We start from the raw sequence: 23,975 nt of genomic DNA on the forward strand, positions 1-23,975 counted from the left end.
TGCGGGATGTCGTGGGTGGTACCTCCGGCACCCCGGACGTCACGATGCGGGCGGGTCGTTCCTCAGCCGGCGGAGCCTCGGGCCAGACGTAGCAGGTCGAGCAGGCCGTGGCCGTCCTCGACCCGGGCGTCCGGGGTGACCGCGGGGTGTGGTGGTTCCCGGTCGGTGCGGGGGGAACGCATCAGGATCGCCGCCCCCGCCCCGGCCCGGCGGGCGCACTCGACGTCCCGACCGAGGGTGTCCCCGACGAACCAGCAGTCACCGATCGGAACCCCGACGGCCTCCGCCGCCAGCAGCGCCAGGCGCGGGTTGGGCTTCCGGGGACCGGCTTCGTCGCTGTAGAACTGGGCGGCGAACGACCCGGCCAGCCCCTCGGCGGCCAGGAAATCCCGGTGCGCGGCGCCGCAGAGGGTGTTGCTCACCACGGCCAGCGGAAGGCCCGCTCCCGTGGCCGCCGCCAGCGCCTCGGGGATACCTGGGCGCACCGCCCAGTCCGCCCGCCAGGTCCAGGCGTACGACAGGGGGGTCGCCTCACGGTCGACGGCGTCGCGGGCCGGGCGGGGCCACGATGCCGTGACGAACTCCGCCCACACCCGGGCGTGCGGCAGCTCCACCGGGTCGGCCGTCCGGCCCGCGTCGTCGCGCCAGGCCGAGTACCGTCGCGCGCCCCCGGTCAGGTCGGCGGCGATCTGCCGTTCGGACACCGCGCCGTCGACGAGCCGGTAGAGCCGTCGGACGAGTTCCGGTGGGGCGGGCGGCTGCGGGGGCGCATCGGCCAGGACACCGCCGAAGTCCAGCAGGAGGGCGCGCGGCGAGCGGAGCATGCCGGCAATTCTCCAGCAGGGTGACCGACCGCGCGGGGCGGCACGGTCGGCGTGCATCCCCTAGCCTTCACACGGTGGGAGCAGTCAGCCGTTGAGCCGCATGACGACCGATGGTGACCCGGGCAGCCGCCGTCTCCAGCTCTACTGCCGGATCGACGTCACCGTGACCGACCCGACCGCGCTGACCGACCACGCGGTCGCCGAGTTGCACGCCGCCGACGTCGACTGGGCGCAGGAGGAGGACGACCTGCCGTCCGCCAGCGCAGAGCTACGGGCTGACCTCACCCGGGCGCTCGCCTCCGTCGCGGACGTCACCCGGGTCGTCGACACCATCCCGGGCGTCGAGTTCCGGGGCGGCGTCTGCTGGGCGGAGACCGGCCCGCCACGCGCGTCATTCGCCCCGACCGGCGGGCGGCCCGCGACGGCACCGGACCCGGCGGAATAGTCCTGCCGGGTCACCCTCCAGCGACCCGGCGCGGCCGGCCGCCAGCGTGCCCCGACCCGGCCGGACAACCGTCCCTGCCGGTCCGACGGGCGGAGTGAGGCGGCATCGCGACGTCGTCCCCGGCTGGCCGGCGAGCGTGACCGGGCCGGGAGCGCCGACCGTCGCCCCACCGGCCGGGCGACGGCCACCCGCACCGGTCCGGGCGTCGACGGCAGGCTAGCGTCGGGGGGTGACCACTGGCTTCCCCCGCGTCCTGCCCGCCGAACACGACGGCATCGCCGAGGCCGCCGACGTGCTGCGGGCCGGCGGGCTGGTGGCCTTCCCGACCGAGACGGTCTACGGGCTCGGCGCGAACGCGTTGGACGCCCGGGCCGCGGCGCGGATCTTCGAGGCGAAGGCGAGGCCCAGCTTCGATCCGCTGATCACCCACCTGGCCGACGCCGCCGACCTGCCGGCCCTCGTCGGTGGGCTGCCCCCGACCGTCGCGGCGCTGGCCGAGCGGTTCTGGCCGGGGCCGCTCACCCTGATCGTGGACCGGCCGGCCGTGATCCCGCCGATCGTCACGTCCGGCCTCGACACGATGGCCGTGCGGGTGCCCGACGAGGCGTCCGCCCGTGCGTTGATCAGGGCTGCCGGGGTGCCGGTGGCCGCCCCGAGCGCCAACCGGTTCGGGCAGCTCAGCCCCACCCGGGCCGAGCACGTCGTACGCGGGCTCGGCGCGGCCGTCGACGTGGTGCTCGACGGCGGTCCGACCCGGTGCGGGATCGAGTCGACGATCGTGGACGCGCGTGGCCCGCAGCCGGTGGTGCTGCGCCTCGGTGCGCTCGCCGTGGAGGACCTCGTCGCGGCGGTCGGCCCGGTGACGGTCCGGTCGGGCAGCTCCGGGCAGCCGGTGGCCCCCGGCACGCTGGCCGCGCACTACGCGCCGCGTACCCCGTTGCGGGTGGTGGCGGGTGCGGTGCCGGCGGCGAACGGCGGCGTCCGGCGGGGCTACCTGGCCTTCCGGGCGGCCCCGCCGGCCGGCTACGCGGCGGTGGAGGTGTTGTCGCCCACCGGTGACGTGACCGAGGCCGCCGCCCGCCTCTTCGACGCGCTGCACCGGCTGGACGCGGCCGGGGTGACCGAGATCCTCGCCGAACCGGTCCCCGACGAGGGGGTCGGGCGGGCGGTCAACGACCGGTTGGGCCGCGCCGCCGCCACCTGGTCCCCGCCCCCGGCCTGACCCCCGCCGGAGATCTAGCCCGCCGGCGTCGGATCGGCGGGCCGTCCCCGGGTCGGCAGCTGCTCCACCAGCCGGGTCAGCGCGCCGTTGGCGAAGGTCGCGCCGAGCGCCGACCCGGCGGCGATGGTCCACCCCACCGGGCCGAGCGGGGTGCAGCCGAAGAACTGGCTCACCCCGGGCGTCTGCACCACGGCGGCGAGCACCCCGACCGACGCCGCCGTCGACGCGAGCACCGTCGGGCTGGTGCCCCCGGCCAGGACGGTCTGCCCCAGCTGCGTGCCGACCAGCGAGACCAGGGCCACCGTGCCGGCCCGTCGTTCCCGGCCGGTCCACCGGGCCACCGTCCAGCCGGCGGTCGCCCCGAGGGTGGTGGCAGCGGCCCGCAACCCGATCTCCCGGGTCATGGTGCCGCCGAGGGACGCGTCCGGGCCCTCGCGGAGCAACCCGTCGGTGTGGTCGGCGTCCGGGGGCCGGACCGCGATGGCCAGTGCCGGCGCCAGGTCGGTGAGCAGGTTGACCAGGAGCAGTTGCCGGCCGTTGAGCGCCGACCGGCCGGTGACGGCGGCGCTGAGCACACTGAACGCGATCTCGCCGAGGTTGCCGCCGACCAGGATGCTCAGCGCGTGGCGTACCGACGACCACATCGCCCGTCCCTCGACCAGGGTGGCGATGATGGTCTCCAGCCGGTCGTCGGTGACCACCAGGTCGGCGGCGGCGCGGGCGGCCGGGGTGCCCCGCTGGCCGAGGGCGATGCCGACGTCGGCCAGCCGGATCGCCGGGGCGTCGTTGGCGCCGTCCCCGGTCATCGCCACGGTCCGCCCGCACTTCTGCAACGCCTGGATGATCCGTACCTTGTGCGCCGGGGTGCACCGGGCCACCACGTCGGTCCGGCCCAGCCGTTCACCGATCTCCGCGTCGTCCCACTGGTCCAGGTCGGTGGCGGTGACCACCCGTTGCCCGTCGGCATCCGGGCTGATCGCCGACGCGATCGCCTCGGCGGTGGCCGGATGGTCCCCGGTGATCATGATGGTGTGCACGCCGGCCTGCCTGATCCGGCGGACCGCCGGGGCGGCGCTGTCGCGTATCCCGTCGGCGAGGGCGAGGAAACCGACGAAGACCAGCCCGCGTACCTCGTCGTCGGTGACCGTCGCGGCACCGGCCCGGCACTCCGCCACGGCGAGGATGCGGTGCCCCGCCCCGGCCCGGTCGGCGAGCACGGTGTGCAGCCGCTCCCGGCGTTCGTCGTCCAGCGGCTCGTCCCGGCCGTCCGGCCGACGCCACGCGCCACACCGGGGCAGCACCGTCTCCGGGGCGCCCTTCACGCTCAGCAGCAGACCGTCGGCGGCGCGCCCGACTGTCGCGTGGTAGCCCCGGGACGGCTCGAACGGCAGCCCACCCACCGCAGCCCAGCCGGCCGCGCCGGTCTGCTCCGTGGTCTCCGCCTGCCGCGCGCCGTACCGGACCGCCCGGTCGGTGTGCTGCGGCAGCTCCTGCGGATCGGCCGCGTCGGGGGTGGCCCGCAGCCCGGCGGCGAGGACCCGGCGCAACCCGTCGTCGAGCCGGTCGACGGGTGCGAACCGCTCGCCGTCGCCGACCCCGGCGAGCAGCAGCCGACCCTCGGTGAGGGTGCCCGTCTTGTCGAAGCAGAGCACGTCGACCCGGCCCAGCGCCTCGATGGTGCGCGGGTTGCGGACCAGCGCGCCGTGCTCGGCCAACCGTCGAGCGGCGGCCAGCTGGGCCGCGCTGACCAGGAACGGCAACCCCTCCGGCACCGACGCCACCGCCAGGTTCGCGGCGGTCGCCGCCGTCTGCCCCAGCGGTACGCCCCGCAGCAGCCCCGCCCCGGCCACCGCGACCGCCGAGGCCACGGCCAGCGGGACCGCCGAGCGGGTGAGCCGGCCGAGCCGGGCCTCCACCCCGCTCTCCGGTGGGGCCTGCCGGGCCAGCGCGAGGCTCCGCCCCGACTCGGTCGCGGAACCGGTGGCGACCACCACGGCGGTGCCGCGACCGGTGGCGACGGTGGTGCCCTCGTACACCATGGAGGAACGGTCGGCCAGGGCGGCGGCGACCACCGGGGCGGCCCCCTTGGGCACCGGCAGCGACTCACCGGTCAACGACGACTCGTCGGCCTCCAGACCGTCGGCGGTGAGCACCCGGCAGTCCGCCGGCACCGCGTCCCCGGGGCCGAGGAGCACCACGTCGCCGGGGACGAGGTCCTCGGCGGCGGTCACCCGTTCGACCCCGTCCCGCAGCACCGTGGCGGTGACCGCCGAGCGGGACAGCAGCTCGGCCAGCGCACGGTCGGTGTTGCGCTGGTGCACCGCCCCGACCAGCGCCGACCCGCCGACCACCCCGCCGACCAGGGCCGCGTCGACGAGCGAGCCGAACGCCGCCGACAGGACCGCACCGGCGGCCAGCACCGGCGTGAGCGGGTTGGCCAGCTCGTCGACGAACGCCCGGAACAGGCCGACCGGTCCGCCCGACGGGTCCGGGTCGACCCGGTGCCGGCGTTGCGCCTCGGCGTCGGTCAACCCGTTCGGGCCGGTGTCGAGGTGACGCAGCACGGTCGGGACCGGCATCAGGTGCCAGGCGGTGGCGGCCGGTGCCGGGGACCCGTCCGGGCCGGGCAGCCGGCGGGCCCGCCACACCCCGTTGGCGAAGGCCACCGCCGCCGCACCGTTGACGGCGAAGAGGCTGCGGTCGGGCAGCTGCGGCACGGCGGCGGTGAACGCGCCCAGCGCGCCGAGGCCGGTGCCGGCCATGGCGAGCCTGATGTTCTGCCCGGTCATCCGTCGGGCCACCCCGGCCGCCTCGATGAGTAGCGCGACGATCCGCAGGTCGGTGCCGACGAGCAGGTGGGCACCCCACGGGGGCAGGTCGTCGGGGCCGGCCGTGCCGAGCCCGCAGTCGGACGCCGCCAGCGCCGCCCGGTCGCCCGAAACCAGCATCACCACCGCGCCGTCGCGTTGCAGGGCCCGGACGGAGCCGGCGAGCCGGTCCCCGCCGGGCAGCACCGCGTCGGCGAAGCCGTACCGCTGCGGGTCGGGGCCGGCGACCACCAGGCGCAGACCGGCGTGCCGGGCGGCGGCGGGCAGCACGTCGACGCCGGGTGCCGGCTCGGGGGCGACCCGGACGACGGCGGCGAGGGTGCCGTCGTGGACGAGGCCGAGCAGGGGGCCGTCCGTCGCGCGCAGTCGCCGGCTCTGCGGGGTGTCACCCGGGTCGGCGGCGTCAAGGCCGGCGAGCGGCCCGAGTCGCCAGCCGTCGGCCTCGCGTACGTCGTCCGGCCGGTCGGGGTCGAAGAGGGCGAACGCCCGGCCGGCAACCTCCCCGGTGTCCGTGCCGGCCAGCGGGGCCAGGTCGGCGAGGACACCCCGGTCCGAGCCGAGTACGGCCGCGTCCAGCACCACCGTGTCGATCCGGTCGAGTTCGCGCAGCACACTGCGGTCCATCGCGATCACGCCGCGGCGGGCCAGCACCCGGCCGAGTTGGGCGGCGTACCCCTCGCGGCCACTGCCGGGGGCCTTGGGCAGCGCGGCGAGCGCGAGCGCGGCGGCCCGTTTCGGGCCGACTACGGGCCACGCGGCTGCCCCGGCGGCTGCCCCGGTGGCGAGCATCGTCGAGACGTACCGTTCGACGGGGCCGTCGGGCCGGGGGCAGGGCCGCCCGGGGCCTGGTGAGCGGGCGACGGCGCGTTCCGGGTCACCGGTCAGCCCCGGCTCGGCGCGGGTCCATGCGGTGAGCTGGGCGCGCGCCTCACCCCACTGCACGATCCGTTGCGCGCCGTCGAGGACGATGCCCGCCCAGCCGCCGGTGAGGCCCTGCACGACCGCCTCGGCGAGCGGAAACAGCACCTCGGTGCGCCGGTCCGCCCGCCAGCCCCGGCCAGCGAGGTCGTGCAGCCGGGGGTGCAGGTCGACGGCGCTGAGCAGGCCGGCCACCTCACCCGGCACCGGGGTGAACGGCAGGATGCGGGTGGCGGCGGAGATGGTCAGGCCCAGCGCGTCGGAGGCGAGCGCGCCCAGCGTGCGGGGGGTACGCGGCCCGTCCTCCGGCGGGTGCGGGGGCGGGATCTCCGGGTCCGGCTCGTGCGGGCAGATCCGTTCGACCCGGGTCACCGTGTCGATCAGGTCGCGCAGTTTCGGCTTCGGTTCCCCGACGGCCACCACCACCCGGCCGGAGGGGGCGTTCACCCGCGCCCAGGCCACCCCGGGCATCCGCTCCAACGCCGCCTCGACCTGACGGGCCAGCCGGTCGCCGCCGTCCTGGCAGACGCCGTGCACCTCGATGTGGTGCCGGCCGTCGCGGGACCAGACCTGACGGCGGGCCAACCCGGCGACCCGGGCCAGCCGGCCGGCGGCCGAACCGAAAGTACGGGACGCCTCGCCGAGCAGCGGTGGCACCGGCACCGACGGGAGCACCCGGCCGGCCACCCGGCCCAGCGTGGTCATCGAGGGGTACGGCCGGATCGGTCCCGCCCACTGCCGCCGTACGCCATCTCGCCTCCCGCGTTCGTCAGGCGGCCTGGCTTCCCGGCCGGGCGTCCGTTATGCCCCCCGGGCGGGGGAAGTTTCCGTCGGGGGCGGGGCATGGACGGCGTTGCCCGTGGAATCCGGCTGACGACCCGACGGCTAGGCAGGGAGGCCGGAATGAGCACGATCACGCGAGACCTCAGCGGTGCCCGGGAGACGGTCCGGGCGTACACCAGGCGGGTGGAGGTGCCGATGCTCGGTGAGGTGGCGGTGCCGCCACCGGACAAGCTCGCCTACTACGCCGGGGTGGGGTTGCTCGCCGCCCTCCAGGTCATCGAGTGGCCGCTGGCCCTGGTGGTCACCGCCGGCCACCTGCTTGCCGACCAGCACCTGTCGGGGCTGGCCAAGGGGCTCGGCGAGGCGCTGGAGTCGGCCTGACGAGACCGGGCTCACCCTTGACCTGAACCGGGGTGCAGGTCGCAGGCTGGGCGCATGTCCGACGTACCGCCCGGCGTCGTCCGGTGACCGCCACCCTCACCCCGGCCACCCGCCTGTACGACCCGCGCCTGCGGGCGATGACGGTGGGCATTGTCGCCTTGGTGTCGCTGCTCGCCTTCGAGGCGTTGGCGGTGGGCACCGCCATGCCCACGGTGGCCCGCGCGCTGGACGGGCTGGGGCTGTACGCGCTCGCCTTCGGTGGCTCGTTCGCCGCCGGTGTGCTGGCCATGGTGCTCTCCGGTATCTGGTGCGACGCCCGGGGGCCGCGGGGGCCGATGTGGGCCGGGGTCGGCCTGTTCGTCGCCGGCCTGTTCGTCGCCGGGAGCGCCGACGCGATGGGCACCCTGGTGGTCGGCCGGGCGGTGCAGGGCTTCGGCTCAGGCCTGCTCTCCGTCGCGTTGTACGTGGTGGTCGGGCAGGCGTACCCGGAGGAGTTGCGGCGTCGGGTGTTCGCCGCGTTCGCGGCGGCGTGGGTCGTACCGGCGCTGGTCGGGCCGGCGGTGGCCGGGCTGATCGTGGAGTACCTGGGCTGGCGGTGGGTGTTCCTCGCGGTGCCGGTGGTGGCGCTGCCGGCGGTGCTGCTGGTCGAGTCGGGCCTGCGGACGCTGCACCGACCGTCGCCGGCCGGGCCACCGGCGGGCGCGGCGGCCCGGATCGGGTGGGCGGCCGGGGCGGGGGTGAGCGCCGCACTGCTGCACCACGGGGGGCAGCAGCGCGGTGTGCTCGCGGTGACCCTGGTGGCGGTGGCCCTGGCCGGCCTGGGGGTCTGTGCGCCCCGGCTGCTGCCGGCGGGGTTCCTGCGGGCGGCCCGGGGCCTGCCCACCGTGGTGGGGCTGCGCGGGTTGGCGGCGGCGGCGTTCGCGGGCGCGGAGGTGGTCATCCCGCTGATGCTGTCCCGGGAACGCGGCTTCTCGCCGACCGCCGCCGGGCTGGTGCTGACCGTCGGCGCGCTGTCCTGGTCGGTGGGTTCCTGGGCGCAGAGTCGGCTGCCGCCGCCCCGGTCCTCGGCGACCCTGCCCCGGCTCGGGCTGGCCTGCGTGGCGGCGGGCACGGCCACCGTCACCCTCGCCGTCTGGCCGGCGGTGCCGGTGGCGGTCGCGGTGGCCGGTTGGGCGGTGGCCGGGCTGGGGATGGGGTTGACGTTCCCGTCGTTGTCGGTGTTGACGCTGGCTCTGTCGGCCCCCGACGAGCAGGGCCGCAACAGTTCCTCGCTGCAACTGGCCGACTCGTTGTTCACCGCCACCGTGCTGGCGTTGACCGGCACGGTGCTCGCCGCCGGGACGACGCCCGGCCCGGCCGGGTACGCGGGGACGCTCGCCGTGGCGGTGGGGTGTGCGCTGCTCGGCGCGCTGCTCGCCGGGCGGGTGGTGCCGGCCCGGGGACGTCCCGCCTGATCCCGGGGAATCCCGTCGGACGGGCCGGCCCGGCGGCGAGGATGGTGGGCGATGAACGTCCTGACGATCCTGCCGATGGCCGTGGTGATGGTGGCCGGTACGCAGCTGGTGGCGGCGGTCTTCCTCGCCTCCGGTGACCGGCCCCGCCGGGCGTCGCTGGGCTTCCTGGCCGGCGCGGCGCTCGTGGTGTCCGCCGGTACGACCCTTGCCTGGCTGGTCTTCCGGCTGGTCAGGGGTGCGGCCGGCGGGGGCGGCGGGGGTGGCCGCAAGCCGGTCGAGACGGTCATCGACTGGGTGGTGCTGGCGCTGCTGGTGGTGCTGGCGGTGGTGGTGTTCCTGCGCCGGCACTCGGCCGGGGAGCCGGCGTGGATGGGCCGCCTCCAGCACGCCGGCTTCGGGTACGCGTTCCGCTTGGGCCTGCTGCTGTTCGTGGTGATGCCCTCCGACGACCTGACCATGGTGACGGTCGGGGCGACCGCCGCCCGGCACGGGCTGCCGTGGTGGCACCTGGTGCCGTTCGTGCTGCTGACCCTGTTGTTGCTCGCGCTGCCCCTGCTGGCGTTGCTGCTGCTCGGGAAGCGGGCGGACCGGGTGCTGCCCCGGATGCGCGACTGGGCGGACCGGCACTCGTGGATCATCAGCGAGGCGGTGGTGGGGTTCTTCCTCGTGCTGACCGTCGTGGACCTGCTGAAGTGAGGTCGACACGTACGGGGGACCGGCCGAAGATGAGCCGGCTACGGGTTCCGGTCCTGCCTACCGTGACCCCATGGTGGTCTTCGTCGTCACGGTGCTGCTCTACATCTTCGGTCTGGTCTTCCTCTACGGGGTGATCCGTCTCGCCGTGCGGCACGGCATGGAGGATCTGGAGGCCCGTCGGCCCCAGGTGCTGCGGGGTGCGCAGTCGGCGTCGGCCGACGACCGGGCGTTCCTGCGGGAGAACAGCTTCCTCGGCGGCAACTGACCTGCCGGCCCGTGGCGCTTCCGCGCTGAACTGCGGGGTGGCCCGTCGGGCGGCCGGTCGCCAGGGGTGCGAGGATCGCTGCCGTGATGGGAACCTTGCAGACCGAGCCCGCCCGGACCCGCCCCGACCTGTTGGCGGCACCGGTGGCCGCCGCGCTGACGGCGTGGCCGGCACAGGCCCCCGTCGACGTGGACGCCGTCCTGGTCGCCCCGATCGACGCCACGCTGGCCGACACGGCCGCCTTCTGTGCGGCGTACGAGGTGGGGCTGGACGTGTCGGCGAACTGCGTGGTGATCGCCGGCAAGCGGGAGGGCGAGATCCGGTACGCCGCCTGCGTGGTGCTCGCCACCACCCGGGCCGACGTCAACGGGGTGGTCCGCCGGACGCTGGACGTCCGCAAGGCCAGCTTTGCCCCGATGGCCGAGGCGGTCGAGTCGACCGGGATGGAGTACGGCGGGATCACCCCGATCGGGCTGCCCGAGTCCTGGCCGATCCTGGTCGACGCCCGGGTGATCGCCACCCCGCACGTGATCATCGGTTCCGGCGTACGGCACAGCAAGATCGCCCTGCCGGGGCCGGCGCTCGGCGCGCTGCCCGGGGCGCGGGTGGTGGAGGGCCTGGCCCGGCCCGCATAGTCATTCGCATTCATCGATGTTGTTGCACGTGAAACATCGTGCCCGTCGATGTCGCCCCGGCGCTCGGGGCGTCAGGCGGCCGACTCCCGCTGGGCGACCTCGGTCAGGGCGGCGAGCAGCGTCTCGGGCTCCTGCGCACCGGTGACGCCGTACTTGCCGGCCAGGACGAAGGTCGGCACGCTGGACACCCCGAGCTGGTGGGCGGTGGTCAGGTCGGCGGCCACCTCACGACGACCCGCGTTCGAGGCCAGGTACTCGCGCGCCTCGCCCTCGTCCAGCCCGACCGAGACGGCCAGGGCCACCAACGCCTCCGGCGAGCCGACGTCGACCCCGTCGGTGAAGTGCGCCCGGTAGAGCGCCTCGACCAGCTCACCCGCCCGACCGTGCTCGTCGGCGAACCGGACCAGCCGGTGTGCGTCGAAGGTGTTGGCGCTCACCGCCCGGTCGAAGTTCAACGTCAGCCCCACCCCGGCGGCCACCTGGGTCACCTGGCCGGCCATCGACTCGGCCCGCTCCCGGCCACCGAACTTCGCGGCCAGCGCGTCGAGCAGCGGTCGGGACGTGGTCACCGGCGACGGGTCGAGCTGGAACGGCCGGTACCTGACGGTCACCTCGCCGTCGTACGACGCGAGGGCCTGTTCGAGGCGGCGCTTGCCGATGTAGCACCAGGGGCAGACCACGTCGGCGTAGATCTCGATCTCCATGACCGGAGACAACCCCCAGCTCAGCCTGCTTGTTCCCGTACCTGCCGCTTGAGTCGGGCCAGGATCGCGGTGCCGCCGCGTACCCGCAGCGGGCTGATCGCCTGGGCCAGGCCCATCCGCTGGTAGAGGTCGTCCGGCACGTCCAGCACCTGCGCGGCGCTCGCCCCGGCCAGCCCCTCGGCGAGGATGCCGGCGAAGGCCCGGGTGGTGGGCGCCTCCGGCGGGCAGTCGAACACGGTGGTCACCGTGCCGTCCCGGGCGACCTCGGCGCGCAGGAAGAACGCCGTCTGGCACTCGGGGACCTGCTCCAGGTCGTCGCGGTCCACCCCGGCCGGCAGCGGCGGGACCACGTCGGCGTACTCCAGCAGCATCTCCAGCACCACGTCGCGGGGCGCGTCGGCGAACTCCTCGACGATCTCGGCCAGCTTCGTCGGCATCTCGGGCATTCCGCCAGGCTACCGCCGTCCCCTGCCGTCCCCGCCCGACGGTCGGCCCGCCCCGGGCACCCGGCCCGGCCGGGGGTGGGTCCACCTGCCCCCGGCCACGTCACCCGTGCGCACCGGCCGTCGTTGCCACCCGCCCCCGGTAACCGGCCGTCGTGTCCGGCTCAGTTCGTTCGGGCTCAGTTGTTCGGGGCGCCCTCGCTGATGTCGGCAAGCGCCGAGCTGGGGTCGAGCTGCATCGCCAGGTCACCCAGGGAGACGATGCCGACGAGCTTGCGTTCGTTGTCGCAGACCAGGATGCGCCGGATGTTCCGCTCGCGCATCAACGCCACCGCCTCGCCGGCCGTGGCGTGCTGCTCGATCATCACCACCTCCCGGGTGATGATCGAGCCGATCGAGGTGCTGGCCGGGTCGCTGCACTCGGCCACGGCCCGGACCACAATGTCCCGGTCGGTCAGCAGACCCGCCAGCGTGGAACCGTCGGTGACCACCACATCCCCGATGTCGGCCTCCTTCATCACCCTGGCCGCCTCGTCCAGAGTGGTCTCCGCCGACAGATAGACCACCTGCTTGGTCATCACGTCACTGACCCGGTACATGAGAGCCTCCGCACAACACCCGTAGTCGATCCGACTTTGGTACCCCGTGGCGCGTCCGCTACACCCCGTTGCCGCGAACCCGACTCAGCAGGTGGTCGGCCAGGCCGTCCCACGGCACCTCGTCGCGTCCGCCGGTCGCCCGGTCGCGCACCTCGACGTACCCGTCAACGAGTCGGCGGCCGACCACGACGACGCACGGGATGCCGATCAGCTCGGCATCGGTGAACTTCACCCCGGCCGAGACGGTGGCCCGGTCGTCGACGAGCACCCGCAAGCCAGCCGCCGACAACCGGCCGCCGAGGTCGAGCGCCACGTCGAGCCGGCGCACCCCCCACCCCAGCGATCCCTTTCACCCCCTCCCACCCTGCGCGCCCCCGCCCCCGCCCCCGCCTCCGCCGTTTCGCGGTGATCAAGAGGTTTGCGTCAGCTTTGATCTTCAGGTTGACGCAAAGCTCTTGATCAGTTGACGCAAACCTCTTGATCACCGGGGCGAGGGGGCGAGGGGGCGAGAGGGCGGGGTGAGGGGGCGAGGGGCGGCGGGGTGGCGTGGGGGTAATTCGATGGACATGGGTTTCTGGGGCGGTGAGCATCGGGGCATGCGGCAGGACGAGATCTGGGACGCCGAGGCTGCTCGGCACTACGACACGCCTGGCGAGGGGATGTTCGCACCCGACGTGCTGGGGCCGACGGTGGACCGGTTGGCCGCGCTCGCCGGTGACGGGGCGGCACTGGAGTTCGCCATCGGCACCGGTCGGGTCGCCGTTCCGCTCGCCGCCCGGGGGGTGCCGGTGACCGGGATCGAGCTGTCGGCGCCGATGATCGCCCAACTCCGCACCAAGGTGGACGCGGACACCGTCCCGGTGGTCCCCGGCGACATGGCGACCACGGTCGCCCCCGGCGAGTTCTCCCTCGTCTACCTGGTCTTCAACACGATCGCCAACCTGCTCACCCAGGCCGAACAGGTGGCGTGCTTCCGTAACGCCGCCCGGCACCTCGCCCCCGGCGGCCGGTTCATTGTCGAACTGTGGGTGCCTGAGCTGCGCAAACTCCCACCCGGGCAGCAGGCGGTGGTGTGGCACTCCGAACCCGGCTACGTCGGCCTGGACACCTACGACGTGCTGACGCAGCACGTGGTGTCCCACCACTTCCGGTTCGGCGACGGCCGGCAGGCGGAACTGTTCCGTACCCCGCACCGCTACGTCTGGCCCGCCGAGCTGGACCTGATGGGGCAGCTCGCCGGGTTCACCCTGGAGAGCCGGCACGCGGACTGGGCCGGCGGCGAGTTCACCGCCGAATCCCGCTCCCACGTCTCCGTCTACCGCCTGGCCTAGCCGTCGGCCTCCGACGCGACCGTCGGCCTCCGACGTAGCCGGCCGGCCTCGGCGGGCCGGAACGGGTCAGTGGGTGCCGACACCCTTGCCGGTGGCAGCGACGAACGAGCGCCAGGCCCGGCGGTCGAAGGTGAGGACGGGCCCGGTCGGGTCCTTGCTGTCGCGCACCCCGACGACGCCGGGCAGACCGTCGGCGACCTCGACGCACTCGCCGTTGCCGCTGCGGGTGGACTTGCGCCAGGTGGCACCGGTCAGCTCCATGACGTCATCACTTCCTTCATCAGCAGTGCCGACTGGTTGTGGGGCAGGGCCTCGCTGCGGACGCTCTCCCACCGTGCAATCAGGATAGTCAGCTCCCCGTCCTTGTCGATCGTGGTGCCACTGAGCTGATTCTCCAGATGGCCTACCCAACCGCTGTCGTTGCCGAGTGCCAGCGTGAACGGGCCGGCGAGACCCACATGGGTGCTGACCTCGGCGGGTATCACGTGGATACTGACGTTCGGCTGGTCGACGCACTCCAACAGATGGGCGATCTGCTGCACCATCAGGCCCCGGAAGCCCTCGTCCGCGCGCCGGAGCACCGCCTCCTCCACCACCGCGATCAGCTTCGGCGGCTGCTGACGACTGAGCACGCTCTGCCGGTCCATCCGGACGGCGAGCCGCCGCTCCACCTCGTCGTCGCTGAGCATGTCGTCGGCCCGGATCACCGCACGGGCGTAGTTCTCCGTCTGCAACAGACCCGGGACGAGCGTCGGGTGGTAACACCAGAGCTGCTGTGCCTGGCGTTCGGCCTCCAGCCAGGGCCGGAACCAGTTCGGTTGCGAGTAGCGCTCGGCCAGCCTGAGCAGTGAGGTGAGCAGCCCACCGGTCGTCAGGACCTCGTCCGCCCGCCTGAGGAACAGCCTGTCGAACGGGCGTTGGCCCAGCTCGATGGCGGAGATCTGCGAGCCGGAGAAGTGGACCAGCTTGCCGAACTCTTCCTGACTCAGCTCCGCATGCAGCCGCAGTCTGCGCAGTTGTGCCCGGATCAGGTCGGCGGTCGGTTCACTTTCCACACGTCCTCCACGGTTGTCCCGGCCGCCTCCCCGGTCCGACCGGGCGGCCCTCTCCGTCGACCCGGCCTCGCCCCGGCCGGCGTCGATGCCTTCCGACCGTAGTGGTGTCATCACCAGAATGTCACCAGCGGGTCGCCTTCCCTCCGGCCCGCTGGTGACCCTCCCCGTGCAGGGGGCGGCCCCGTTCCCACCACCAGGAGGTCGAGACCGGTGAACTTCCGTCCGTTTCCGGTGCCGCGTCTCGGCCCGTACGCCGACCGGCCCCGCTCCCACCCGCCGGGCGGCCGGCCGCACCTGCCGCTGCGACCGCTGTGGGTGTGCCGGGCCTGCGGCGGCCCGTGGCCGTGCGCCGAGGCCCGGCTGCTGCTCCGCATCGAGTACGACGCACACCCCGTCGACCTGGCCGTCTATCTGTCCGGGCTCTATCACGAGGCGAGCCACGACCTGTTCCGGCTGAACCCGCAGGACGGGCCGACGCCGCGTGACCTTTTCGAGCGGTTCGTCGCCTGGGCCCCCTACCGCCGGGGACCGGCCGGCCCACCCCCGTAGTGCTGGTCGATGACCTGCGCCACGTTGGGGCGGTGGGCGGCGACGCACGACGGTCTGCCGGTGACAGACTGGTCGCCGCAGGCAACGAGGGCATGAGGGGGCGGCGTGCGCTGGCGAAGCTTCGTGGCGGTCGGGGACAGTTTCACCGAGGGCATGGACGACGCCTACCCGGACGGCACCTACCGGGGTTGGGCGGACCTGGTGGCCACCCGGCTGGCCGCCGAGGCCGGGCCGGACTTCGGCTACGCGAACCTGGCCATCCGAGGCCGGCTCTTCCCGAGCGTCGTCGCCGAGCAGGTGCCCGCCGCGCTCGCCATGAAACCCGACCTGGTCAGCTTCGCGGCCGGCGGCAACGACGTGCTGCGCCGCACCTTCGACCCGGACGCGTTGGCGACCCGGTTCGACGCCGTGGTGGCCCGACTGCGCGCCAACGGTTCCGACGTGATCCTCTTCCGGTTCGCCGACGTGCTGGCCCGGCTGCCCGGCCAGCGCCTCGTCTCCCCCCGGATCGCGCTGATCAACCGGCTCATCGGCGAGATCGCCGAGCGGCACGGCGCGATCCTGATCGACCTGTTCGCCGACGACGCGTTCCGGCTCAACCCGACCCTCTGGAGCCCCGACCGGCTGCACCTGTCCGCCGCCGGGCACCGGCGGGTCGCCGGCCAGGTGCTGACCACGCTCGGGGTGGGCTGCGACGAGGAGTGGCTGATGGTGCCGGAACGCCCGGCCGCCACCCCGTGGCTCGCCGCCCGCGCCGCCGACCTGAGCTGGGTCGGCCGACACCTGGCCCCGTGGATCACCCGGCGACTCACCGGCAGGTCCTCCGGCGACACGATCACCGCGAAGCGCCCCATCCTCGGCCCGGTCGCCGACTGACGTGCGCACCCTGCACACCGCCCCGCTGCTGCGCCTGACCCTCGACGACGAGCCACCACCCGGCCGGACGATTCCGAGCGACGAGCCGCCGTCGGGCCGGGTGACGCCAGGCGACGGGCCACCGCCGGGCCGGGCGGTCCCGGCCGACGACGAGCCGCAGTTGGGCCGGCCGGCGCAGGTCTCCGCTGGGTCACAGCCGGACCGGTCGACCCTGGGCGACGGTGGGCCGCTCTCGGGCTGGGCGGTGCTGGTCGACGGGGACCGGATCGAGGCGGTCGGCCCGGTCGGGGAGCTGACGCAGGCGTACCCGACGGTGCGGGTGCGGCGGTGGCCCGGCACCCTCGGGCCGGCGCTGGTGCACGACGGGCCGCTGCCGCCGGCCCCCACCCCGCGCGAACGGGTGCACGTGCTGCTGCGATCGGGCGTCGGCGCGGTGCTCGCCGCGTACCTGACCGACCCGGCGCTACGGGCGGCGGCGGCCCGCAACGACGTCGCCGTCCTCGACGTGGCCCGGCCCCCGGCCCTCACCGTCGGCAGCCGCGCCGACCTGGCCGTCTTCGCCGACGACGGTCGCTGCCTCGCCACCGTCGTCGCCGGACGCCTGGTCCACCGCCGCGCCTGACCGGCGGTCCCGTCCCGTTGGGCGGCCGACGCCCCGGATACCGGCGTAACTTGGGCTCATGTCTGTGCCGAGTGATCCGCATCCCCGCCTCCAGACGTACGCCGACCCGCAGCGGCTGGTCACCACCGAATGGTTGGCCGAGCACCTCGGCGACGAGGGTCTCGTCGTGGTCGAATCCGACGAGGACGTGCTGCTCTATGACACCGGTCATCTCCCCGGGGCCGTCAAGGTCGACTGGCACACCGAGCTGAACGACCAGGTCACCCGGGACTACCTGGACGCGGAGAGCTTCGCCGAACTGTGCGCGGCCAAGGGCATCGGCCGGGACGACACGGTGGTCTTCTACGGCGACAACTTCAACTGGTGGGCCGCGTACGCGCTGTGGGTGTTCACCCTGTTCGGTCATGCCGACGTGCGGCTGCTCGACGGCGGCCGGCAGAAGTGGATCGCCGAGGGGCGCGAGCTGACCCGGGAGAAGACGGTCCGGCCGCGCGCCGACTATCCGGTGCCGCAGCGTAACGACGCGCCGGTCCGGGCGTACCGGGAGCAGGTGATGGCGCACGTGGCGGCGGGCCGGCCGCTGGTCGACGTCCGTTCGCCTGGCGAGTACACCGGCGAGATGCTGCACATGCCCGACTACCCGCAGGAGGGCGCGCTGCGCGGCGGGCACATCCCGGGCGCGGTGAGCAAGCCGTGGAAGTCCGCCGCGAACGACGACGGCACCTTCAAGTCGGCCGACGAGCTGCGGGCGATCTACACCGACCAGCTCGGGTTGAGCCCGGCCGACGACGTGGTGGCGTACTGCCGGATCGGCGAGCGGTCCAGCCACACCTGGTTCGTCCTGCACCACCTGCTGGGCTTCCCGCAGGTGCGCAACTACGACGGTTCGTGGACCGAGTGGGGCAACCTGGTCCGGGCCCCCGTGGTCCGGGGCGACCAGCCCGGCGGCCTGGCCGGCTGACCAGCCCTCCGCCGGGCCCCGGGTCGCCCCCCCGGCTGGGTCACGCTTGGGCGGATGTTGCGGTATCCCAGCCCCGGGACACCGCAACATCCGCCCAATTCCACCCGGCGGCCGGCCGTTCGGCGGACGGCGGTCAGGTGGGGGCGCGGAGGTAGCGCTGGACGGTGGGGGCCAGCCAGGTGACCAGGTCGGCCGGCGGCATGTCGACGACCGGGGGCAGGCGTAGCACGTACCGGGTCAGCGCCAGGCCGAGCATCTGGCTGGCGACCAGACCGGCCCGCCGGGGTGCCTGCGCCGGATCGGGTACGACGGCGGCCACCGCCGCGCCGAGCTGGTCGGTGAAGACCGCCCGCATCCGGTCGGCCGCACCCTGGTTGGTGGCGGCGGTACGCAGCAGCGCGACCAGCGTCCCGTCGCCCTCCCAGCGGTCGAGGAAGTGCCGGACCAGCACCTCACCGAGCTGGTCGGTGGGCTGGTCGGTGAGGTCCGGCAGCCGCAGGTCGAACTCGGCGGCTGCCGCGAACAACCCCTCCTTGCTGCCGTAGTAGCGCATCACCATGGACGGGTCGATCCTGGCGTCGGCGGCGATGGCCCGGATGGTGGCGCGCTCGTATCCGTCGGCGGCGAACCGCTGCCGGGCCGCGGTCAGGATCGCGGCCCGGGTGGCGTCCGATCGGCGGGCGGTCATGTCCCCGACTCTATGCCAACAGGCGTTGACCTCCGGTGTCCACCCGGCCTACCGTTGCCAACAAGTGTTGGCAAACGCTTGTTGGCAACGGAGGTGGGAGATGCTGCCCGCGCAGACCGACGTCCTGGTGGTGGGAGCCGGCCCGACCGGACTGACCGTCGCGGCCACCCTCGCCCGACAGGGCGTCGAGGTGACAGTGGTCGACCGGGCGTCCGCGCCGCCGGTCACCTCCCGGGCCGCCGTCGTGCACGCGTACACGCTTGAGGTGTTGGACCGGATCGGCGTCACCGCGCCACTGGTGGCCCGGGGACTGCGGGCGTCGCGCTTCACCGTGCGGGACCGCGACCGGGTGCTGCTCACCCTCGACTTCGGGGACCTGCCGTCGACGTACCCGTACGCGCTGCTGGTCTCCCAGTCGGTGACCGAGGCGGTGCTCACCGAGCGGCTGGCCGCCCTCGGCGGGCAGGTGCACCGGCCGTACCAGCTCACCGGCCTGGACCACGACGGCGACCGAGCGGTGGCCGGCTTCGCCGACGGGACGAGCGTGCGGGCCCGCTGGGTGGTCGGCGCGGACGGCATGCACAGCACCGTCCGTGACCTGGCCGGCATCGGCTTCGGTGGGCCGGCCGACCGGGGCGAGTCGTTCCTGCTCGCCGACGTCCGGGTGAACAGCGTGCTCCCCCGCGACGAGGTCGCCCTCTTCCTCGCCCGGCCGGGTCCGCTGGTGTGGGCACCCCTGCCGGACGGCGTGGTCCGGCTGGTCGCCGCCGTCGCCGACGCGCCCCGCGACCCGGACGCCGCCCGGCTCCAGGCGCTGCTCGACGAACGCGGCCCGACCCGGCGGCCGGACCGGGTGACCGACGTGCTCTGGAGTTCCCGGTTCCGGGTCCACCACCGGATCGCCGACCGCTACCGCCGTGGCCGGGTGCTGCTCGCCGGGGACGCGGCGCACGTGCACAGCCCGGCCGGTGGGCAGGGGATGAACCTCGGCATCTGCGACGCGGTGGCCCTCGGTGCCGCCCTCGGCGACGTCCTCGCCGGCCACCCCGACACCCTGCTGGACGACTACGCGGCCCGCCGTCGGCCGCTCGCCGAGGAGGTCGTCGGCTTCGCCGCCAGGCTGACCCGGCTGGCCACCCTGCCGCCCGCCGGCCGGCCGCTGCGGGACCTGGCGCTACGCGCGGTGTCGGGAGTGCCGCCGGTGCGCCGCCGGATCGCGCTGCGGCTCGCCGGCCTCCAGCAGCGCGCGACGACCCCCCATCGGGGGGACGAGCGGCAAGCCGGTCGGCGGTAGTTCGGCGGTAGACCCGACACGCGGTCGTCGGGCGGGGGAACCTGCTAGGGGAACCCCGGTCACCTGGTGAGGAGAGGGCGTGCACCGACCGCGAGCCCGGCTGACAGCGCTGTGCGCCCTGGCCGCCCTGCCCCCGGCGATCGAGGCGGTGCTGCTGGTCCGCCTCGGGTTCGTCGCCGCCGAAGGGCTGTCCTCCCAGGTCACCGCCGTCTGGCCGTACGACACCTACCACGACCTGCGCTGGCTGTACGTCTACCACGACTCGTGGCCCGACTTCCTGGTCGGACTGCTGCTGGTGATCGGGTTCCGGGCGCTGCTCACCACCGGGCTGGTCACGCTCGCCTGGCCCGCCGGGGTGGACCGGCCCGGTCTGCGCTGGCTGCTCGGCCGCAACCTCGGTCTGTCCGGCGTGGTCGTCGTGCTGGTCGCACCGTGGGCGTTGATCTCGGTGGCCGCCTCGGTGGTCGCGCTCTCCTGGGTGCTGCTCGCCTCGCTGCTGCCGATGTTCCTGCTCGCGCCGTTCCTGCAACGCGCCGCCGTGGTCGGGCCGTGGTGGCGTGGACTGCCGTCGATCTCCCTGGTCGGCTGGTCGCTGCTGAACTTCGTGGTGATCACCGTGGCGAGCGCGCTGTGCTGGAGCGTTCCCGGCTGGTGGACGGTGCCCGTCGCGCTGGTCGCCGGGGCGGCCAACGGGCTGCTCTGGGAACGCACCGTGCACGTCGCCGTGCTGGCCCCCCGGGTGCGCTGGGCGCGGGTGCCGGTCACCCCGATCGCCGTCGCGCTGGCCCTCGCCGTACCGCTGGCGATCCCGCTGCTGGTGCAGGTCGTCCCGGCCGGGGTGACGATCGAGCAGGTGGTGCTGGGGCAGCGGCTGCCCGCCGACGTCCGGCACGCGGTGATCGTCCTCGCCGGCCACGGGTCGGCCTACGACGGCACCCCGCCCGTCGACGCGAACGTGGAACGGTTCTCCTACCGGGGGTTGGACGGGGACGGTCGACCGCTGCCGTACCGGTCGTCGGACACCAACCGGTCGCTGGAGAGCGGGACCGCCCTGCTCCGGACACAGGTGGACCGCCTGCACGGGCGTACCGGCCGGCCGGTGGCGCTGATCGGGGAGAGCGAGGGGGCGATGCTCGCCCGTACCTACCTCGCAAAGCACCCGCACCCGGCGGTGGACACCCTGGTCATGTTCAGCCCGTTGATCAACGCGGGGCGGGCGTACTACCCGCCGGCCGGGGCGGCCCACGGCTGGGGTGTGGCCACCGGCTGGCAGCTCCGGGCCCTGCTCGGGACGATCGAACTGTTCGGGGTCACCGACGCCGGGCCGGACGAGCCGTTCATCCGTTCCCTGCTGGACAACGCGCCGTTCTACCGCAACCAGTTGATGTGCCCGGTGCCGGGCGTACGGATGGTGGCGTTCCTGCCGACCACCACGGCCACCGAGGCGCCCCCGGGCGAGTACACGGGCATTCCGGTGTTCCAGATGCCCGGGGTGCACGGCGGGCTGCTGGGCCGGTCCCTGGTCCAGGACCGCCTGATCCACTTCCTCGCCGGGGTGCCGGAGAGCCGGATGCGGCGGGAGTATCCGCTGCTCCAGCAGCTCGGTGCGGGTTGGCAGGCACCGCCGCTGGCGATCCGGGTCAACCCGGCCTGGAACGACGCCCGCCAGCCGGACCCGTCCTTCACCGGGAAGGTCTGCCAGCCGTCCTGACCCGGGTGCCGTCCCGGTCGCCGCGCCGGTGCCGGACGACCAGCCGGACGGCGGCGAGGGTCAGTCCCACCACGATCAACGCCTCGATCGGGTGGTACGGCGCGAACAGCACGTGTACGACGACGACGGCTGCCCCGACCACCAGGGCGGCCGTCACCCACCCGCGGCGACCGAAGGTGACGACCAGGCCGGTCGCCACCAGCAGCACCCCGCTCGCCACGTGCAGCCAGGCCCAGTTGGTGAGGTCGTAGAAGACCAGCCCGTCGGCGTGCAGCGAGACGTAGACGTCGCCGCTGTCGACGTCGCCGAACCCGGACAGCACGTCGAAGATGCCCGCGCCGACCAGTAGGCCACCGGCGAGCAGCAGCGACCGGTCCGGCCGTCGTGCCGTCATCCCACCCTCCCTCCCTTCCCAGGCTAGGGCCGGTGGGGCGTGCCGTCCGGCGATCACCGGCGGCACCCGGCCGGACGGCTGCCGGCGGCACCCCCGCACGCGGCCACTGTCCGCCTGGTGAACCCGCGGGTAACCGAGGGGCCCCGGTGTCCGGCCCGAGGTCTACGCTTGCCGGGTGACTGTGGGGCAGCAGGCTAGGGGCAGCGCAGGCAGCGCGGGCCGGCGCCGGTCGAGGCGCGACGAGATCCTGGAGATCGCTGTCGGGCTCTTCGCCGCCCGCGGCTACCACGGGGTCTCCATGGACGACATCGGTGCGGCCGCCGGGGTGACCGGCCCCGCCCTCTACCACCACTTCGCCGGCAAGGAGGCGATGCTCGCCGCCGCGCTGATCCCGGTCAGCGAGGGGCTGCTCGACGGTGGCCGGGACCGGGCGGCCAGCCGTCCCGGCGACCCGCGTGGCGCGCTGGAGTCCCTGATCGACTTCCACGTCGACTTCGCGCTGGCGAACCCGGCCGTGATCGCCCTGCACCTGCACGAGCTGGACCGCCTCCCGGACGAGCCGCGCCGCCGCATCCGCAAGCTCCAACGGCTGTACGTCGAGGAGTGGGTGACCGTGCTGACCGCGCTGCACCCGGGGCTGCCCGACGGCGAGGCACGGGTGCTGGCGCACGCCGCGTTCGGCCTGATGAACTCGACCCCGTTCCTCGGCGGCGAGGTCGACCGGCGGCGTCGGGCGGCGCTGCTGCGGGCCGCCGCGCTGGCCGCCCTGCTCGCCGAGACCGACTCCTGACCCTCCCGCCCGACTCGTGGCCGACGGCCCGACCGTGGTTTCCTGGCATCCGTCCGCACCCCTGGACGTCGAGCAACCGTCCCCACCCTGGACGCTGGAGGAAACATGATCGAGTCGCTGTTGGTCGCCAACCGGGGCGAGATCGCCCGCCGGATCATCCGTACCGCGAAACGGCTCGGTGTCCGGGCGGTCGCGGTGCACTCGGAGGCCGACGCCGACCTGCCGTTCGTGGTCGAGGCCGACGAGGCGGTGTGCGTGGGACCGGCGAACCCCGCCCAGAGCTACCGCAACGTCGAGGCGATCCTGGCCGCCGCCGAGTCCACCGGCGCGCAGGCGATCCACCCCGGTTACGGCTTCCTGTCGGAGAACGCCGACTTCGCCCGTACGGTGCAGGCCCGTGGGCTGGTCTGGGTCGGGCCCGGCGCGGACGCGATCACCGCGATGGGCGACAAGATCAACGCGCGGAACCTGATGGCGGCGGCCGGGGTACCGGTCGCGCCCGGCACCACCGAGCCGGCCACCGACCTCGACGCGGCGGTCGCCGCCGCCACGGGGATCGGCTACCCGGTGATGGTCAAGGCCGCCGCCGGTGGCGGCGGGATGGGCATGGCGGTGGCCGCCGACGAGGCCGCGCTGCGCACCGAGTACGACAAGGTCCGCGCGTTCGCCGAGCGGATGTTCGGCGACGGCTCGGTGCTCATCGAGCGCTACTTCCCCCGGGTACGCCACGTCGAGGTGCAGATCCTCGGCCTGGCCGACGGCCGGGTGGTGGCGCTCGGCGAGCGGGAGTGCTCGGTGCAGCGGCGCAACCAGAAGCTGGTCGAGGAGTCCCCCTCCCCGGCGGTCTCCCCGGAACTGCGGGCGCGGTTCCTGGCCGCCGCCGTACGGGCCGGCGAGGCGGTCGGCTACCGCAACGCGGGCACCGTGGAGTGCCTGCTCGACCCGGCCACGCAGGAGTTCTTCTTCCTGGAGATGAACACCCGGCTCCAGGTGGAGCACCCGGTGACCGAGCTGGTCTACGGCGTCGACCTGGTCGAGGAGCAGCTGCGGGTGGCGGCCGGCCTGCCACCGACCTTCGACCCGGACGCGCTGACCCCGCGCGGGCACGCGATCGAGCTGCGGATCAACGCGGAGGACCCGAAGCGGTTCCTGCCCGGCCCCGGCGTCATCGGCACCTGGGTGGAGCCGACCGGCGAGGGGGTACGCGTCGACTCCGGCTACGTCGCCGGCAACACGGTGACCCCGTTCTACGACAGTCTGCTGGCCAAGCTCGTCGTCACCGGGGCGGACCGGGCCGAGGCGATCGAACGGGCCCGGACGGCGGTGGCCGGCTTCGCGGTCGCCGGCCCGAAGAACAACCTGCCCTTCTTCGCCGAGCTGCTGGACAACGAGGAGTTCGTCTCCGGCGACTACGACACCGGCATCGTCGGCCGGATGCGCTGACCCCGGCGTGGCCGACCACGGGTCCGCCGACCCGGATCCCGTGGTCGGGCCGGCCTGATCCCCC

The 23,975-nt window shown here is 74.4% G+C and carries 25 protein-coding genes and 1 pseudogene; 16 read left to right on the forward strand and 10 right to left on the reverse strand.

All coding sequences use genetic code 11. The features are described 5' to 3' along the window. Positions 1 to 62: 62 nt before the first annotated feature. On the reverse strand, positions 63 to 824 hold the full coding sequence (locus tag JQN84_RS11590) for an HAD-IA family hydrolase (protein ID WP_204958383.1): 762 nt from the start codon (positions 822 to 824) through the stop codon (positions 63 to 65). A 100-nt stretch (positions 825 to 924) separates the two neighbouring features. Here JQN84_RS11590 and JQN84_RS11595 point away from each other — a divergent pair, with 100 nt between their 5' ends. Both JQN84_RS11595 and JQN84_RS11600 read left to right on the forward strand, forming a co-directional pair. Continuing rightward, entirely contained in the window at positions 925 to 1,269 is a 345-nt protein-coding gene (locus JQN84_RS11595; RefSeq protein ID WP_204958384.1) for a hypothetical protein, read from the forward strand. Between the two features lie 253 nt (positions 1,270 to 1,522). Beyond that, complete coding sequence (locus tag JQN84_RS11600) at positions 1,523 to 2,491, forward strand: L-threonylcarbamoyladenylate synthase (RefSeq protein WP_204958930.1); 969 nt, start codon at positions 1,523 to 1,525, stop codon at positions 2,489 to 2,491. Between the two features lie 14 nt (positions 2,492 to 2,505). Here JQN84_RS11600 and JQN84_RS11605 read toward each other — a convergent pair whose 3' ends face one another. Then, positions 2,506 to 6,942, reverse strand: coding sequence for a cation-translocating P-type ATPase (locus JQN84_RS11605; RefSeq protein ID WP_204958385.1), 4,437 nt, complete (start codon positions 6,940 to 6,942; stop codon positions 2,506 to 2,508). A 198-nt stretch (positions 6,943 to 7,140) separates the two neighbouring features. On the opposite strand from JQN84_RS11605, the gene JQN84_RS11610 reads away from it, so the two are divergent. The 5 genes from JQN84_RS11610 (at position 7,141) to JQN84_RS11630 (ending at position 10,451) form a co-directional block, all read left to right on the forward strand. After that, a complete protein-coding gene (locus JQN84_RS11610; RefSeq protein WP_204958386.1) occupies positions 7,141 to 7,401 on the forward strand; it encodes a hypothetical protein in 261 nt (86 codons plus the stop codon). 83 nt (positions 7,402 to 7,484) lie between these two features. Further along, positions 7,485 to 8,855: an MFS transporter gene (locus JQN84_RS11615; protein WP_307821171.1), complete on the forward strand. Its 1,371-nt coding sequence runs from the start codon at positions 7,485 to 7,487 to the stop codon at positions 8,853 to 8,855. 51 nt (positions 8,856 to 8,906) lie between these two features. Continuing rightward, the gene (locus JQN84_RS11620; protein ID WP_204958387.1) at positions 8,907 to 9,551 is read left to right on the forward strand and encodes a GAP family protein; all 645 of its coding nucleotides are present in this window, start codon (positions 8,907 to 8,909) and stop codon (positions 9,549 to 9,551) included. Positions 9,552 to 9,621: 70 nt separating this feature from the next. Next, positions 9,622 to 9,816, forward strand: coding sequence for a hypothetical protein (locus tag JQN84_RS11625; protein ID WP_204958388.1), 195 nt, complete (start codon positions 9,622 to 9,624; stop codon positions 9,814 to 9,816). A gap of 86 nt (positions 9,817 to 9,902) precedes the next feature. After that, the gene (locus tag JQN84_RS11630; RefSeq protein ID WP_204958389.1) at positions 9,903 to 10,451 is read left to right on the forward strand and encodes a YbaK/EbsC family protein; all 549 of its coding nucleotides are present in this window, start codon (positions 9,903 to 9,905) and stop codon (positions 10,449 to 10,451) included. A gap of 71 nt (positions 10,452 to 10,522) precedes the next feature. Here the strand turns inward: JQN84_RS11630 and JQN84_RS11635 are convergent, their stop codons facing one another. From JQN84_RS11635 to JQN84_RS11650, 4 genes and pseudogenes are all read right to left on the reverse strand, one after another. Then, entirely contained in the window at positions 10,523 to 11,155 is a 633-nt protein-coding gene (locus JQN84_RS11635) for a DsbA family oxidoreductase (RefSeq protein ID WP_204958390.1), read from the reverse strand. Between the two features lie 20 nt (positions 11,156 to 11,175). Further along, positions 11,176 to 11,601, reverse strand: coding sequence for a SufE family protein (locus tag JQN84_RS11640; RefSeq protein ID WP_204958391.1), 426 nt, complete (start codon positions 11,599 to 11,601; stop codon positions 11,176 to 11,178). A gap of 176 nt (positions 11,602 to 11,777) precedes the next feature. Continuing rightward, a complete protein-coding gene (locus tag JQN84_RS11645; RefSeq protein ID WP_204958392.1) occupies positions 11,778 to 12,197 on the reverse strand; it encodes a CBS domain-containing protein in 420 nt (139 codons plus the stop codon). 58 nt (positions 12,198 to 12,255) lie between these two features. Next, positions 12,256 to 12,519, reverse strand: a pseudogene (locus tag JQN84_RS11650) (His/Gly/Thr/Pro-type tRNA ligase C-terminal domain-containing protein); the annotation flags it as partial. Positions 12,520 to 12,793: 274 nt separating this feature from the next. Between JQN84_RS11650 and JQN84_RS11655 the strand changes: the two are divergent. Beyond that, positions 12,794 to 13,528, forward strand: coding sequence for a class I SAM-dependent methyltransferase (locus tag JQN84_RS11655; protein WP_204958393.1), 735 nt, complete (start codon positions 12,794 to 12,796; stop codon positions 13,526 to 13,528). A 66-nt stretch (positions 13,529 to 13,594) separates the two neighbouring features. Here the strand turns inward: JQN84_RS11655 and JQN84_RS11660 are convergent, their stop codons facing one another. After that, entirely contained in the window at positions 13,595 to 13,789 is a 195-nt protein-coding gene (locus tag JQN84_RS11660; protein WP_204958394.1) for a DUF397 domain-containing protein, read from the reverse strand. Next, on the reverse strand, positions 13,780 to 14,583 hold the full coding sequence (locus tag JQN84_RS11665; protein ID WP_204958395.1) for a helix-turn-helix domain-containing protein: 804 nt from the start codon (positions 14,581 to 14,583) through the stop codon (positions 13,780 to 13,782). The genes JQN84_RS11660 and JQN84_RS11665 overlap by 10 nt, the downstream gene beginning before the upstream one ends. Positions 14,584 to 14,793: 210 nt before the next feature. On the opposite strand from JQN84_RS11665, the gene JQN84_RS11670 reads away from it, so the two are divergent. From JQN84_RS11670 to JQN84_RS11685, 4 genes are all read left to right on the forward strand, one after another. Next, a complete protein-coding gene (locus tag JQN84_RS11670; RefSeq protein ID WP_204958396.1) occupies positions 14,794 to 15,132 on the forward strand; it encodes a hypothetical protein in 339 nt (112 codons plus the stop codon). Between the two features lie 105 nt (positions 15,133 to 15,237). Continuing rightward, entirely contained in the window at positions 15,238 to 16,008 is a 771-nt protein-coding gene (locus JQN84_RS11675; protein ID WP_204958397.1) for an SGNH/GDSL hydrolase family protein, read from the forward strand. A 1-nt stretch (position 16,009) separates the two neighbouring features. Then, entirely contained in the window at positions 16,010 to 16,630 is a 621-nt protein-coding gene (locus tag JQN84_RS11680; RefSeq protein WP_239485267.1) for an imidazolonepropionase-like domain-containing protein, read from the forward strand. 58 nt (positions 16,631 to 16,688) lie between these two features. After that, complete coding sequence (locus JQN84_RS11685) at positions 16,689 to 17,591, forward strand: sulfurtransferase (RefSeq protein WP_204958398.1); 903 nt, start codon at positions 16,689 to 16,691, stop codon at positions 17,589 to 17,591. 133 nt (positions 17,592 to 17,724) lie between these two features. On the opposite strand, the gene JQN84_RS11690 is transcribed toward JQN84_RS11685, so the two are convergent. Next, positions 17,725 to 18,279, reverse strand: coding sequence for a TetR/AcrR family transcriptional regulator (locus tag JQN84_RS11690; protein ID WP_204958399.1), 555 nt, complete (start codon positions 18,277 to 18,279; stop codon positions 17,725 to 17,727). Between the two features lie 100 nt (positions 18,280 to 18,379). Here JQN84_RS11690 and JQN84_RS11695 point away from each other — a divergent pair, with 100 nt between their 5' ends. Further along, a complete protein-coding gene (locus JQN84_RS11695; protein WP_204958400.1) occupies positions 18,380 to 19,573 on the forward strand; it encodes an FAD-dependent oxidoreductase in 1,194 nt (397 codons plus the stop codon). A 79-nt stretch (positions 19,574 to 19,652) separates the two neighbouring features. Beyond that, positions 19,653 to 21,284: an alpha/beta fold hydrolase gene (locus JQN84_RS11700; protein WP_204958401.1), complete on the forward strand. Its 1,632-nt coding sequence runs from the start codon at positions 19,653 to 19,655 to the stop codon at positions 21,282 to 21,284. On the opposite strand, the gene JQN84_RS11705 is transcribed toward JQN84_RS11700, so the two are convergent. After that, the gene (locus JQN84_RS11705; protein ID WP_204958402.1) at positions 21,256 to 21,678 is read right to left on the reverse strand and encodes a DUF7144 family membrane protein; all 423 of its coding nucleotides are present in this window, start codon (positions 21,676 to 21,678) and stop codon (positions 21,256 to 21,258) included. The two genes, JQN84_RS11700 and JQN84_RS11705, sit on opposite strands and share 29 nt — an antisense overlap. A gap of 175 nt (positions 21,679 to 21,853) precedes the next feature. On the opposite strand from JQN84_RS11705, the gene JQN84_RS11710 reads away from it, so the two are divergent. Both JQN84_RS11710 and JQN84_RS11715 read left to right on the forward strand, forming a co-directional pair. Then, positions 21,854 to 22,468, forward strand: a complete 615-nt coding sequence (locus JQN84_RS11710) for a TetR/AcrR family transcriptional regulator (protein ID WP_145917209.1) — start codon at positions 21,854 to 21,856, stop codon at positions 22,466 to 22,468. 105 nt (positions 22,469 to 22,573) lie between these two features. Beyond that, complete coding sequence (locus JQN84_RS11715; protein ID WP_204958403.1) at positions 22,574 to 23,911, forward strand: acetyl-CoA carboxylase biotin carboxylase subunit; 1,338 nt, start codon at positions 22,574 to 22,576, stop codon at positions 23,909 to 23,911. Positions 23,912 to 23,975: the final 64 nt, after the last annotated feature.

The sequence above is a fragment of the Micromonospora humidisoli genome, assembly GCF_016900955.1.
Taxonomy (GTDB): domain Bacteria; phylum Actinomycetota; class Actinomycetes; order Mycobacteriales; family Micromonosporaceae; genus Micromonospora; species Micromonospora wenchangensis.